Consider the following 13,432-nt stretch of genomic DNA (forward strand, 5'->3'; position numbering starts at 1 on the left):
CTGGACCGGGCGCAACCCGCCGCTCACGCCGGCCGCAACCGCCGCAGATGCCGCCCCACGGCGATGCGGCTGCCGACGATGCCGAGCAGGGTGGCGAGGCCGAGCAGGGCGAGGGAGTGGCGGAAGTCGAGGCCGGTGAGGACCAGGCGGGTGTCGTAGAGGGCGGCGACACGGCCGACGGGGGCGTCGAGCAGGGCGACGGTGGTGGTGACGATGCCCCAGGCGAGCATGCCGCCCAGCAGACCGTACCAGGCGCCGGCGTAGAGGAAGGGGCGGCGGATGAAGGCGCCGGTGGCGCCGACCAGGTCCATGATGAGGATCTCGTCGCGGCGGTTCTCGATCTCGAGCCGGATGGTGTTGCCGACGACGAGCACGACGCCGAGGGCGAGCATGCCGCCGAGCAAGAGCGTGCCGTCGCGCAGCAGCGACAGGATCGCCTTTAGCCGCCGCACCCACTGCGCGTCGGCCTGCGCGAAGTCCACGCCCGGCAGTGCGGCGAGGCCCTCCAGCAGTGCGTCCAGCTCATCGCCCGGCCCGAGGTCGCGCGCCGGGTAGACGGCGAGCACGACGGGCAGCGGATTCTCCGGCAATTGGTCGATGGCGCCGGCGAGCCCGCTGTATGCGCGGAACTCCGCGAGCCCCTGCGCGCGGGAGATGACCTGCACCCGGCCGATGTCGATGCGCGTGGTCAGCGTCTCGGCGAGCTTGCTGCCGGCGGCCTCGTCGAGCCCCGGCGACAGGAACAAAGACAGCGCCGCGCCCCGGCGCCAGTCGCCGCCCAGGCGCTCCAGGTTATCGGTGATGACCAACAGCGTCGCCGGCAGCGCCAATGCGATGGCGATGGCCGCGACGGTCATTAGCGTCGCGAGCGGCGCGCGGATCAGCCGGTCCAGCGTGTCCGCCGCGGCGTTCTGATGGTCGCCGACCCAGGTGCCCAGGCGCTTCAGCCAGCGCGGCTTGCGGCCCTTCATGCGCAGGCCCCCGGGCGCCCGGGCCGAGCGCTCATGCAACAGGCCCCGGGCGCCCACGCGGCAGCGCATCGGCGATGAGCCGGCCCTGCTTCAGCACCAGCGTGCGATGGCCCATGGACTGGATCAGGTCCAGGTCATGGGTGGCGATGAGCAGGCTCACGCCGAGCTGATGGAAGCGCTCGAAGAGGCGAAAGATCTCCCGCGACAGCGTCGGGTCCAGGTTGCCGGTGGGCTCGTCGGCGACGATGATCTCCGGCCGCCCGACCACGGCGCGGGCGATGCCGACGCGCTGCTGCTCGCCGCTCGAGAGCGTGAGCGGCAGCGCCCGCTCCAGCCGCAGGAGCCCCACTTGGTCCAGCGCCGCGCGCACGCGCTTGGCGGTCTCGTCCCGCGGCATGCCGGCGGTGACGAGCGGCAGGGCGACGTTGTCGAACACGGTGCGCTCCGCGAGCAGCCGGTGGTCCTGAAAGACCATGCCGATGCGCCGTCGGTGCGCCGGGATGCGCCGGCGCGGCAGGGTCGCGAGATCCTCGTCGCCGACGCGGATGCTGCCGCGGGTCGGCCGCTCCATGAGCCCGATGAGCTTGAGCAGCGTGCTCTTGCCGGCGCCCGAGTGGCCGGTCAAGAAGGCCATCTCCCCGGCCTCCAGCCGAAAGCTCAGGTCGCGCAGCGCATCGCCCCGCTCGGGGTAGCGCTTAGTCACGTGCTCGAACTCAATCATTGTGGGGAAGGGGCTAGGTGCTAGGAAGCTAGGAGCTAGGGGGAAGGGGCTGGGAGCTAGGCGGGCCGGCGGGAACTTAGAACCTTAGCCCCTAGTTCCTAGCTGCTCAGAATGGGCGTCTCTCCGCCGTGCCATGCCTCAGCGCACCGGGGCGCAGAGCGCCCGTAGACGCGCGACACCGCTGGAGCGGTGTCGCGAGTTGAAAGGAGCTGGGTGCTTGAGGCTGGCCGGCCGGCGGGCAACCCAGCCCTAGCCCCTAGCCCCTAGCCCCTAGCCCCTAGCCCCTAGCCCCTAGCCCCTAGCCACTCATTAAAGCATCGAGGAACACATCCGCCTCGAAGTGCTTCAAGTCCTCGATCTGCTCGCCGACGCCGATGAACCGGAACGGAATCTCCAGCCGCTCGGCGATGGCGAACAGGATGCCGCCCTTGGCGGTGCCGTCGAGCTTGGTCACGGTGATGCCGGTGATGGGCACGGCGGCGTTGAACTGCACGGCCTGGTGCAGCGCGTTCTGGCCCGTGGTGGCGTCGACGACGAGCATGACCTCGTGCGGCGCCTCGGGGTCGATCTTCTGCATGACGCGGACGATCTTCTTCAGCTCCTCCATCAGGTTGACCTTGGTGTGGAGGCGGCCGGCGGTGTCCGCGATGAGCACGTCGTAGCCGCGGGCGGTGGCCGCTTGCAGCGCGTCGTAGACCACGGACGCCGGGTCCGCGCCGGCGTGCTGGGCGATGACGGGCACGTCGTTGCGCTCGCCCCAGACCTGGAGCTGCTCCACGGCGGCGGCGCGGAAGGTGTCGCCGGCGGCGAGCATGACCCGGTTGCCGTCGGCCTGGAGCTGCTTGGTGAGCTTGCCGATGGTCGTGGTCTTGCCGACGCCGTTGACGCCGATCATGAGAATCACCTGGGGCCGGCCCGGCGCCGGCTGGCGCACCGGGGCGTCGGCCTTGTGCAGGATCTCCGCGAGCTGCCGGCGCACGGCCGCGAGCAGGCCCTTCGGGTCCGACACCTCGCGCAGCTTCACGCGGTAGGCGAGGTCCTCGATGATGCGGGTGGTCGCTGGCACGCCGACGTCGGCGGCGACGAGCAGCATCTCCAGCTCCTCCAGCAGGTCCTCGTCGATCTCCTTGCGGCCGCTGACCAGCTCCGCGATATCGGCGTTGAGCACCTCGCGGGTGCGGGCGAGACCATTGCGCAGGCCGCGCAGGAAGCGCGACTTGCCCTCGGCCTCCTGCTCGCCGCGGGCGCGCTCGGCAATGGCCTGCGCGAGGCGGCCGGCGGGCTCATCCGCTGGGCTCGCGGCCGCGGGCGGCGGCGGCTCGGGTACCTCGGCCTGGACGGCCGCGGCATCGGCCCTGGCCTGCTGCTTCTTCTTTCCGAATCCGAACATGGGGGTTTGGGCACGCTTGGCGCCGAGGATGCGGGCGCACCCCGGCAAGGTTGGGAGAGCAGCGGCCGGTGCCGGCCACGACGGGCGATCTTCGGCTGCCGACAAGCTTACGAAGCTGTCACTTGGCCGCCGCCGCGCGATCGGCGCATTGTATCAACAGCCGCCGGACGCCACGTCGGGCGACACAGAAAGGCCCGAGGAACATCTTCAACATGCGAATCGCTTTACTGCTGCCGGCCGTGCTTGCCGTCACCGCGCAGGCCGCGGTCGGCGCCACGCTGGGCACCACGTCGGGCACCACGTCGGGCACCCAGGTCCACGAGCGCGTGCTCGACAACGGCCTCAAGGTGCTGGTGCAGCCCGACCGGCGCGCGCCCATCGTCACATCCCAGGTTTGGTACAAGGTCGGCTCCAGCTACGAGCCGGGCGGCATCACCGGGGTCTCGCACATCCTGGAGCACATGATGTTCAAGGGCACCGAGAACCTTGCCCCCGGCGAGTTCTCGAAGATCATCGCCGCCAACGGCGGCGACGAGAACGCCTTCACCGGCACCGACTATACGGCCTACTTCCAGACCATGGCCGCCGACCGGCTCGCCGTGTCCTTCGAGCTGGAGGCCGAGCGCATGCGCCGCCTCACGCTGCCGGAGGACGAGTTCCTGAAGGAGCTGGAGGTCGTGAAGGAAGAGCGGCGCCTGCGCACCGACGACAACCCGCAGTCGTTGACCTACGAGCAATTCAACGCCGTCGCCTTCCAGGCCTCGCCGTATCGCAACCCCATCATCGGCTGGCCCGGCGACCTGGAGAGCATGCAGGTGGAAGACCTGCGCGCCTGGTACCGCAAGTGGTACGCGCCGAACAACGCGACGCTGGTGGTCGTTGGCGACGTGGACCCGCAAGCCGTCTTCGCGCTGGCCGAGGAGCACTTCGGCCCGCTCGAGGCCGAGCCCATCACGCCGCCGAAGCCCCGCGCCGAGCCCGAGCAGCAGGGCGAGCGTCGGCTGGTCGTGAAGGCGCCGGCGAAGGAGCCCTATCTGCTCATCGGCTACAAGGCGCCGGTGCTGACCAATGCCGAGCAGGACTGGGAGCCCTATGCGCTGGAGATGCTCGCCTCCGTGCTCGACGGCGGCGCCAGCGCCCGCTTCAGCCGCGAGCTGGTGCGCGGCGAGCGCATCGCCGCCAGCGCCGGCGCCGGCTACAACGCCTTTTCGCGGCTGCCGGGGCTGTTCCGCTTGAGCGGCACGCCGGCGGACGGGCGCAGCATCGATGAGCTCGAGGCCGCGCTCATCAAGCAGATCGAGCGCGTGCAGACCGAGCTTGTCGACCCCGAGGAGCTGGCGCGCATCCGCACCCAGCTCATCGCCGCGAAGGTCTACGAGAAGGACAGCGTCTTCTACCAGGCCCTGCAGCTCGGCCAGCTCGAAACCATCGGGCTCGGCTGGCAGTTGGTGGACGAGTACGTGGACAAGCTCTCCGCCGTGACGCCGGAGCAGATCCGCACCGTCGCGGCCAAGTACCTGGTGCCGGACGTGCGCACCGTCGCGCGGCTCGACCCGCAGCCGATGGACGCCGACGACGCCCGCACCGCCATGAATGCCGCCGCCGGAGGCCAAGCCCATGTTCAAGCCCATGACCGCTGACCTGACCCGACTGCCGCCTGCCGCGCTACTAGCCCCGGTGCTCACGCTCTTGGCGCTGCCCGCGGCGGCCACACCCGACATCGAGACCTGGCGCACCGCGAGCGGCGCCAAGGTCCTGTACGCGCCGGCCCCGGACCTGCCGATGGTGGACCTGCGCATCGCCTTCGATGCCGGCAGCGCCCGCGACGGCGACCAGCCGGGGCTCGCGTCCATGACGGCCAACATGCTGACCGAGGGCGCCGGCGGGCTCGATGCCGACAGCATCGCCGAGCGCGTCGAAGCCGTCGGTGCCGAGCTCGGCACCGGCGCCGACCGCGACATGAGCTATGCGAGCCTGCGCAGCCTGACGGCGCCCGAGACCCTGTCCACGGCGGTCGAGATCCTGACCAAGGTGCTCGCGGCGCCGGAGTTCCCGCAGGCGGACTTCGAGCGCGTGCGCGCCAATACTTTGGTGGGCCTGCGCCAGTCGGAGCAGAACCCCGGCAGCGTCGGCAGCCGCGCGCTGTACCAGGCCGTCTACAGCGAGCATCCCTACGCATCGGACCCGGACGGCACGCTTGCGAGCGTCGCCGAGCTGAGCCGGGATGACTTGGCCGCCTTCCACCGGCGCTGGTACAACGCCCCGAACGCCACCATCGCCATCGTCGGTGCCGTGGACCGCGCGCAGGCCGAGGTGCTCGCCGAGGTGCTGACGGCCGGCCTGCCCGAGGGCACCCGGCCCGCGCCGCTGCCGCCCGTGGCGGACCTGGGCCCCGGCGCCGCGCAGCGCATCGACTTCCCATCCAGCCAGACGCACCTGTATATGGGTCAGCCCGGCATGCGCCGCGGCGACCCGGACTACTTTCCGCTCTACGTCGGCAATCACATCCTGGGCGGCAGCGGCATGGTGTCGCTGCTGATGGACGAGGTGCGCGAGCAGCGCGGGCTGTCGTACTCCGCCTACAGCTACTTCGCGCCGATGGCCGAGCGCGGGCCAATGGTCATGGGCCTACAGACCAAGAACGCGCAGGTGGACGAGGCGCGCACGGTGATGCTCGACACCCTCGGGCGCTTCATCGAGCAGGGGCCGAGCACGGAGGAGCTCGAGGCCGCCGTGAAGAACATCACCGGCGGCTTTCCGCTGCGCATCGCGAGCAACGCCAAGATCGTGCAGTACCTGACCGTGATCGGCTTCTACGACCTGCCGCTCGACTATCTGGACCGCTTCACGGCGCGCGTCACGGCCGTCACCGCCGAGCAGATCCAGGACGCCTACCGCCGCCGCGTGCACCCGGAGCGGCTCGCCGTCGTCATGGTCGGCGGCGATCAGGGCAGCGCCGCGGATGGCGCGGCGGCGGACGCGGGCGCGGCGGAGCGCGCCGACCCGGCGCTGGCCCCAAGCACCGGCAGCGGGGGCTGAGCTCAGCCGCCACGGCGCCGCCGGCGTGGGCCAGCTTCGCATCATCGGCGGGCGCCTGCGCGGGCGCCGGCTGCCGGTGCCGGATCAGCCGGGGCTGCGGCCCACCACGGACCGCGTGCGCGAGACCCTGTTCAACTGGCTCGCGCCGAACATCGCCGGCAGCCGCTGTCTCGACTGCTTTGCAGGCGCCGGCGCGCTCGGCTTCGAGGCCTTCTCGCGCGGAGCCGCGGAGGTGGTATTGATCGAGCGCGCCGGCGCCGTCGCCGCGCAGCTCAAGGCCAACGCGGCGACGCTCAGCGCCGCCGCGGACGGACCCGGCGGCGTGCTCGGGGTGGTCAAGGCCGACGCGCTGCGCTGGCTCGCGCGCGAGGCGCCGTCGCCCTTCGACATCGTGTTTCTCGATCCGCCCTTTGCCGATGCCGCGGTGGAGCAGGCCATGGCGCTGCTCACCCGCGGCTGGCTAGCGGCGGACGCATTCGTCTATGTCGAGACGCCGGCGAGCGCAGCGCCGCCGGTCCTGCCCCCGGGCTGGACCTGGCACCGCGAGCGCACGGCCGGCCAGGTGCGCTACGCCCTGGCCCGCACGCTGGGAGCAGCGGACGCCGTCTGAGCGGCCAGTCGGGGGGCTGCCGTCGGGACTCTGCTATGCTCCGCCGCGGCCCGACTTGCCGCCCGCACGGGCGAGCACCGGCCCGAGATCCAGCCCGAGACCCGAGAGCATGATGCGCAGCGTCGTCTACCCCGGCACCTTCGACCCTGTCACCAACGGCCACACCGATCTCATTGCGCGGGCCGCGAAGCTCTGCGACCGCGTCGTCGTCGCCGTGGCCCAAGACACCGGCAAGAACACCACCTTCACGGCCGAGGAGCGGGTCGCGCTGGTGCGCGAGGTCTGCGGGGACATCGACAACGTCGAGGTGGTCGCCTTCTCGGGGCTGCTCGTGGAGTTCGCGCGGCGGGCCGACGTCCATGTGATCATGCGCGGGCTGCGGGCGGTGTCGGACTTCGAGTACGAGTTCCAGCTCGCGGGCATGAACCGGCGCATGGCGCCGGACATCGAGACGCTGTTTCTGACGCCGGCGGAGCAGTACGCGTACATCTCGTCATCGCTCGTGACGCAGATCGCCCGCCTGGGCGGCGACGTGTCCCCCTTCGTGGCGGCGGCGGTCCATACTGCATTACGCGAAAGGTTTGGATAAACTGCGCCGATCCCAACATGCCGCACAACGAGCGCGGGAGCTGCCGCTCGGCCGGACCGGCCAAGAACGGCACGGCGTTCGAAGCCTCGGTTTCAGAACGCCTTTGTTGCCAGTCGCGTGCTGACTGACAACGACGGGGTGTCGTGCCCCAGACGGCAAACGCCGATACAATCGGCATTGTCCATATTGCAATTGGCCTCAGCTACACCCGGAGTAACGCCATGGCCCTGATCATCACCGACGAGTGCATCAACTGCGACGTCTGCGAACCTGAATGCCCGAACGGTGCCATTTCGCAGGGCGACGAGATTTATGTCATCGCACCCGACCTCTGTACGGAGTGTGTCGGCCACTACGAGACCTCGCAGTGCGTCGAGGTCTGCCCCGTTGACTGCATCATCAAGGACCCGGATCACGACGAGACCGAAGATGAGCTGCGCGGCAAGTACGAGAAGCTCGTCGCCGAAGGAAAGACCGCTCCCACCACCGCCGGTTGACACCTGTCCGTCCCTGACACCCGGGGCCGCGCGGCCCCGGCCGGGGATTTGCGAGGGCACCGCTGCGGCGCCCTCCGCATGCTGCTTTCACGCCTTCGGGCCATCCATCCCATGAACCTTCGTCGCCCGCTCCGGCACGGCGCAGCGCCGCTCATCGGCCTGCTGCTGTGCCTTTCGATGCCCGCCGTTCCGGCAGCCGAGCCGCAGCCTGCTCATTGGCCGGCGCGTCCGACTAATGCCCCGGCTCGCCCCGGCACCGCCGCCGTGGCCAGCGCCCACCCCGCTGCCACTGCGGCCGGCATCGACATGCTGAACGCCGGCGGCAACGCCTTCGACGCGGCCGTGGCCGTGAGCGCGGCGCTGGCCGTAGTGGAGCCCTACAGTTCCGGCCTCGGCGGCGGCGGCTTCTGGCTGCTGCACCTTGCCGGCACTGGCATGGACGTGATGGTGGACGGGCGCGAGCGCGCGCCGCTCGCGGCCACCGCCGACATGTACCTGGATGCGCAGGGCAGCTTCGTGCCCGAGCGCGCACTGAACGGCCCGCTGGCCGCCGGCATCCCGGGGGAGCCCGCGGCACTGGTGTACCTCGCCGAGCGCTACGGTCGGCTGCCGCTGGCGGCGAGTCTGCTGCCCGCCATCGAGCTGGCGCGGGACGGCTTCGACGTGGACCCGGTTTACGTGCGCCTTGCGACCTGGCGCCAGGGCGTGCTCGGGGCGTTTCCCGCCGCGGCAAAGCAGTTCCTCACGGACGGCGCCGTGCCGGCCGTCGGCACGCGGCTGCGCCAGCCGGACCTCGCCGGGACGCTGCTGCGGCTCGCGACCCTCGGGCACGACGGCTTCTACGCCGGCGAGCTGGCCCACCGGCTCGTGGACGGCGTGCGTGCGGCGGGTGGCATCTGGACGCTGGAAGACCTCGCGCAGTACCGCGTCGTCGAGCGCGCGCCGATCACCGGCCGCTTCGCGACCCCCACCGGCGACTGGCGCATCGTCAGCGCCGCGCCACCGTCGTCCGGCGGCGTGCTCCTGGTGCAGATGCTAAACATGCTCGGCGCCTACGACCTTGCAGCGATGTCGGCGGCGGACCGCGCCCACGTCACCATCGAGGTCATGCGCCGCGCCTACCGCGACCGCGCGCTGTATCTCGGCGACCCGGACTTTGTCGATGTACCGCTGCCGCGCCTCACTCACCCCTTCTACGCCGCCGGGCTGATGCGCGACTTCTCGCCAGCGCGGGCGACGCCGAGCCTGCCCGAGACACTGACCGGGCCGGCCGGCGCGGACACCACGCACTTCTCGATCCTCGATGCCGACGGCAACCGCGTCGCCGCGACCCTCAGCATCAACTATCCGTTCGGTTCGGGCTTCGTCCCGCCCGGCACCGGCGTGTTGCTGAACGACGAGATGGACGACTTCTCGGCCCGGCCCGGCGAACCGAACGCCTATGGCCTGGTCGGTGGCGCCGTCAACGCCATCGCCCCCGGCAAGCGCATGCTCTCCAGCATGAGTCCGACCTTCATCGAGTCCGCCGACGACGTCGTGATCCTGGGCACTCCAGGCGGCAGCCGCATCATTAGCATGGTGCTGCACGGCATCCTTGCCGCCACCGGCGCAAACCCCGAGCCGGGCGACACCGCGGCGGACTGGGTGGCCGCGCCCCGCTACCATCACCAGTTCCTGCCGGATGATGTGCTGCTTGAGCCCGGCGCGCTGTCCGCGGATGTGCAGCGGAACCTCGGCGAGCGCGGCCACCGGCTCGCGCCCGGCGAGCGGCCCTATGGCAACATGCAATTGATCCACTGGGATCGCGCCGCGGGCCTTGTCTCCGCCGCGAGCGACCCGCGCGGCATTGGTGCCGCTGCGGTCATCCCTGTCGAAATCGAGGCCGGCGCCAAGCACGCGCGCCCACCGCAACCACAGACGGAACCACTGAGAGTGACCCCATGAAGACCTTTCTCATCGCCCTGCTGACCCTATTCGCCGTCGGCGCCCTGGTGCTGCCGGACACGGCCGACGCACGCCGCCTGGGCGGCGGCAAGAGCCTCGGCAAGCAGTACACCGCGCCGCGTCAGGCGCAGCGCCCGCAGGCACCGCAGCGCGACCAGCAGGCCGCGGGCCAGCAGCGCCCCGGTGCCGCCCCGGCCGCCGGCCAGCGCCCGCGCACGGGCATGGGCTGGCTCGGGCCGCTGGCCGGGCTCGCCGCCGGCGGGCTGCTCGCGTCGATGTTCTTCGGCGACGCCTTCGACGGCTTCCAGATCATGGACTTTCTGTTGATCGCGGCCTTGATCTTCGGCGGCTTCATGCTGTTCAAGATGCTGCGGCGAAACCGCAGCGCCGGCCCAACACCGTTACCGGTTGGTGCCGGTGCCGCCTATCGCGCGCACGACCAGAGCGGCGCGCAGTCGCCCTTCGGCGGCGGCGGCCAGGGCCGGCTCGAGCAGGACCAGCAGTACCTGCCGCCCGCGGCTGACCCGGGTGCCGCCGAGGCCCCGCGCTGGTTCGATGCGGACGGCTTCGTCGCCGGCGCCAAGACCCATTTCATCCGGCTCCAGGCCGCTTGGGACAAGTCCGACTTCCGCGACATCGGCGAGTACACCAGCCCGCAACTCTTCGCGGAGCTCAAGCGCGAGCGCGAGGCCCTGGGCGAGGCGCCGAACTACACCGAGGTGGTCACGCTCAACGCCGAGCTCCTGGGCGTGCAGCGCGACGGCGATCAGGTCATCGCCAGCGTGCACTTCACGGGCCTGATCCGCGAGGCCGAGACCGCGCCGGCCACGCCGCTGGATGAGATCTGGCACGTGGCGCACGACTGGGACAGCGCCGCCGGCGATTGGCTCATTACCGGCATTCAGCAGCCGGAATAACCGTTCGCTCCCGCGGACGCGGGGCGCAACGCGCCCGGCGCCCGCGGACCATGCGGAGGCATCCATGCGCCGCATCCTCTTCCTCTGCACCGGCAACTACTACCGCAGCCGCTTCGCGGAGGCGTACTTCAACCACACCGCCGCGCATCAGGTCTTGCCCTGGCGGGCAGACTCCAAGGCGTTGGTGCGCGACTTGGGCGCCACCGGCAACCGCGGCCCAATCTCCCCGCATGCGCTGGCAGCGCTCGACGCCCGCGGCATCCTCCACCGCGGCCCAGCGCGCTGGCCTGCGCGTGTGGAGCCAGCGGACTTCCTGCGCTATCCCCGGGTCATCGCGGTCAGCCGCCGCGAGCACGAGCCGATGATGCGCGCCCACTTCCCGGAGCACGCTGCACGCGTCGATTATCTTGAGATCGGTGACATCGACGTCGAGTCCCCGTCACAGGCCATCGCCCGGCTCGCCGCGGACGTGGAAGCGCTACTCACGGACCTGCGCGGCGGCTGAGCCAGTCGCGCTTCGTCACCCACCAGAGCCAGACCTGGTGCGTACACTCCAAGGTTGGCCCACGTCGCGCAGCGGGCGTCGATAGATCATCGGCGCCGTTATGCCGCAATCGAGTCGTTGAAGATCGGTTATGGCGGCATCGCCTATGTCGCCCAGGTGCTCGGGATGAGTCGTCGTTGGAACTGGAGCACATGGGCGAGGACGATCCGGATGACCCGAAACGCCCGAGCGGAGACGCCAAGCGAGTGCGCCAGCGCTCGACCGCCGATCAGCGAACGCAATCCGCTGCTGAAGTCGGTTTTGCAGGCCTTGATCATCGTTCCGGCCGCCAGGAGCCGAGGTCCTGCTCGTGACACCGCGGGAGCGGTGTCACCAGAGAGATCCAGTCGCGCCAGTGGCTGCGTTGATGGTGCGGGACAGCAGACGCATTCCTTCGGCCCCTGCCATGCCCGCCGCTTGGCCGGAATGATGATCAAGGCCACCTCATCGGCGTCGAATTCAGCCGCGAGCAGCGCACCGTGGTGGGGTTCGAAGTGGAGTCGATCGGCTGATGCCGCGCATGCGCGCACGCTGCCGAGCGCGCTCGGTCATAGGCGCCGCGACCACAAACGGTTCAGCCCGCTGCAGCGCACGCCCGGGGTTGCCGGCGGGTTATTCTTTCAACCAGTCTTCAGCCAAGCCCGAGGCCAGCATGCCCAAGCGCAAGAAGCTCCCCATCGGCATCCAGACCTTCCGCGAGATCCGCGAGGGCGGCTACTACTACGTCGACAAAACGGGCTTCGCGCTGCGGCTGATCGACGAGGGCAAGTACTACTTTCTGTCCCGGCCAAGGCGCTTCGGCAAGTCGCTGTTTCTGGATACGCTGGCGGAGCTGTTCGCGGGCAGCGAGGCGCTGTTCGCGGGCTTGAAGGCCGAGCAGCGTTGGGATTGGTCGCGGCCGTACCCGGTGCTGCGGCTCAGCTTCGGCGGTGGCGTGGTCCAGAGCCGCGCGGAGCTGGATCGGCGCATCCGCACCCTGTTGGCGAGGAACGCGAACACGCTCGGTCTCGCATGCAGCGACGCCGACGATAATGCCGGCTGCTTCGCGGAACTGATTGAGCAGGCACACGAGCGACATGGTGCGCCGGTCGTCGTGTTGGTGGACGAGTACGACAAGCCGATCCTGGACAATCTCACCCGTCCGGACGCGGCCCGCGAGATCCGCGACGGACTGCGCAATCTCTACTCGGTCATCAAGGACAGCGACGCGCACATCCGCTTTGCGTTCCTGACGGGCGTGTCCAAGTTCAGCAAGGTTAGCCTGTTCTCCGGGCTGAACAATCTGAAGGACATCACCGTCGATGCGCGCTATTCGGCCATCTGCGGCTACACCGAGGCCGATCTGGATACGGTCTTCGCCCCGGAGTTGGACGGGCTCGACCGCGCGCAGATCCGCGACTGGTACAACGGCTACAACTGGACCGGGGAGTCCGTCTACAACCCCTTCGATGCGCTGCTGCTGTTCGATGCCCGCCAGTTCCGCCCCTGGTGGTTCGAGACGGCGACGCCGACCTTCTTGGTGGACCTCTTGCTCGAACGCGAGGTGTTCGTGCCGAAGCTCGGGCAGACCATCGCCAGCGAAGCGCTGCTGTCGAGCTTCGACGTCGACCATATCGCCACCGAAGCGCTGCTGTTCCAAACCGGGTATCTCACCATCGCTGCCACGCGCCGGCTCGGCGCGATGATTCAGTATCGGCTGCGTTACCCGAATCTGGAGGTCTTTGCCGCCCTCAACGGCGCCCTGCTCGAGCCGCTGCGCGGGCACCACCGCTCCACCGGGGAGCAGACGGCACGCCTGTACGACTTGCTGCTCGCGAACGACTTCGCCGGCATGCAGGCGCTGTTCACCGCCTTCTTCCAGAGCATTCCTCATGACTGGTACCGCAATAACCCCATCGCCGCGTACGAGGGCTATTACGCCAGCGTCTTCTATGCCTACTTCGCCTCGCTCGGTCTGGACCTGACGCCGGAAGAATCGAGCAACGCCGGGAGGCTGGATATGGCACTGCGCTTCAACGCTCAGGTGTATCTGTTCGAGTTCAAGGTCGTGGAGCTCGCACCGGCGGGGCGCGCGCTGGCGCAGATCAAGGACAAGGGCTATGCGGACAAGTACCGCGCCGAGGGCCGGCCGATTCACCTCATCGGCGTCGAGTTCAGCCGCGAGCAGCGCACCGTGGTGGGGTTCGAGGTGGAATCGATCGGCTGATGCC

13 protein-coding genes are annotated in these 13,432 nt (G+C 69.9%); 9 read left to right on the plus strand and 4 right to left on the minus strand.

What is annotated here, in order from left to right; translation table 11 throughout:
- Window positions 1–23: 23 nt before the first annotated feature.
- The 3 genes from ftsX to ftsY all read right to left on the minus strand — a co-directional run bounded on the left by ftsX (window position 24) and on the right by ftsY (window position 3,082).
- Window positions 24–971, minus strand: a complete 948-nt coding sequence (gene ftsX, locus ML01_RS01720; RefSeq protein WP_058553794.1) for a permease-like cell division protein FtsX — start codon at window positions 969–971, stop codon at window positions 24–26.
- 31 nt (window positions 972–1,002) lie between these two features.
- The gene (gene ftsE / locus ML01_RS01725; protein WP_058553671.1) at window positions 1,003–1,692 is read right to left on the minus strand and encodes a cell division ATP-binding protein FtsE; all 690 of its coding nucleotides are present in this window, start codon (window positions 1,690–1,692) and stop codon (window positions 1,003–1,005) included.
- A 298-nt stretch (window positions 1,693–1,990) separates the two neighbouring features.
- Window positions 1,991–3,082 (minus strand): signal recognition particle-docking protein FtsY, encoded by a 1,092-nt coding sequence (ftsY, locus tag ML01_RS01730; RefSeq protein WP_058553672.1) that lies wholly within the window; start codon window positions 3,080–3,082, stop codon window positions 1,991–1,993.
- 212 nt (window positions 3,083–3,294) lie between these two features.
- Between ftsY and ML01_RS01735 the strand changes: the two genes are divergently transcribed.
- The 8 genes from ML01_RS01735 to ML01_RS01770 all read left to right on the plus strand — a co-directional run bounded on the left by ML01_RS01735 (window position 3,295) and on the right by ML01_RS01770 (window position 11,183).
- Window positions 3,295–4,722: a pitrilysin family protein gene (locus ML01_RS01735; protein ID WP_082673848.1), complete on the plus strand. Its 1,428-nt coding sequence runs from the start codon at window positions 3,295–3,297 to the stop codon at window positions 4,720–4,722.
- Window positions 4,700–6,121 carry a pitrilysin family protein gene (locus ML01_RS01740; RefSeq protein ID WP_156427502.1) on the plus strand — a complete coding sequence of 474 codons (1,422 nt, stop codon included), beginning with the start codon at window positions 4,700–4,702 and terminating at the stop codon, window positions 6,119–6,121. Before ML01_RS01735 ends, ML01_RS01740 begins: the two co-directional genes overlap by 23 nt.
- Before the next feature lie 25 nt (window positions 6,122–6,146).
- Window positions 6,147–6,731 carry a 16S rRNA (guanine(966)-N(2))-methyltransferase RsmD gene (rsmD, locus tag ML01_RS01745; RefSeq protein WP_058553797.1) on the plus strand — a complete coding sequence of 195 codons (585 nt, stop codon included), beginning with the start codon at window positions 6,147–6,149 and terminating at the stop codon, window positions 6,729–6,731.
- A 112-nt stretch (window positions 6,732–6,843) separates the two neighbouring features.
- The gene (gene coaD, locus ML01_RS01750) at window positions 6,844–7,320 is read left to right on the plus strand and encodes a pantetheine-phosphate adenylyltransferase (protein WP_058553798.1); all 477 of its coding nucleotides are present in this window, start codon (window positions 6,844–6,846) and stop codon (window positions 7,318–7,320) included.
- Window positions 7,321–7,541: 221 nt separating this feature from the next.
- On the plus strand, window positions 7,542–7,817 hold the full coding sequence (locus ML01_RS01755; protein ID WP_058553673.1) for a YfhL family 4Fe-4S dicluster ferredoxin: 276 nt from the start codon (window positions 7,542–7,544) through the stop codon (window positions 7,815–7,817).
- Window positions 7,818–7,928: 111 nt separating this feature from the next.
- Window positions 7,929–9,761, plus strand: a complete 1,833-nt coding sequence (gene ggt, locus ML01_RS01760; protein WP_371258172.1) for a gamma-glutamyltransferase — start codon at window positions 7,929–7,931, stop codon at window positions 9,759–9,761.
- Window positions 9,758–10,678 carry a Tim44 domain-containing protein gene (locus ML01_RS01765; protein ID WP_058553674.1) on the plus strand — a complete coding sequence of 307 codons (921 nt, stop codon included), beginning with the start codon at window positions 9,758–9,760 and terminating at the stop codon, window positions 10,676–10,678. The genes ggt and ML01_RS01765 overlap by 4 nt, the downstream gene beginning before the upstream one ends.
- 64 nt (window positions 10,679–10,742) lie before the next feature.
- Window positions 10,743–11,183: a low molecular weight phosphatase family protein gene (locus ML01_RS01770; protein WP_058553675.1), complete on the plus strand. Its 441-nt coding sequence runs from the start codon at window positions 10,743–10,745 to the stop codon at window positions 11,181–11,183.
- A 143-nt stretch (window positions 11,184–11,326) separates the two neighbouring features.
- On the opposite strand, the gene ML01_RS28300 is transcribed toward ML01_RS01770, so the two are convergent.
- Window positions 11,327–11,659 (minus strand): hypothetical protein, encoded by a 333-nt coding sequence (locus ML01_RS28300; protein WP_156427503.1) that lies wholly within the window; start codon window positions 11,657–11,659, stop codon window positions 11,327–11,329.
- Window positions 11,660–11,874: 215 nt separating this feature from the next.
- Between ML01_RS28300 and ML01_RS01775 the strand changes: the two genes are divergently transcribed.
- Window positions 11,875–13,428 (plus strand): ATP-binding protein, encoded by a 1,554-nt coding sequence (locus tag ML01_RS01775; RefSeq protein WP_058553676.1) that lies wholly within the window; start codon window positions 11,875–11,877, stop codon window positions 13,426–13,428.
- Window positions 13,429–13,432: the final 4 nt, after the last annotated feature.

Origin of the sequence: Thiohalocapsa sp. ML1 (assembly GCF_001469165.1) — a bacterium.
Classification (GTDB): domain Bacteria; phylum Pseudomonadota; class Gammaproteobacteria; order Chromatiales; family Chromatiaceae; genus Thiohalocapsa.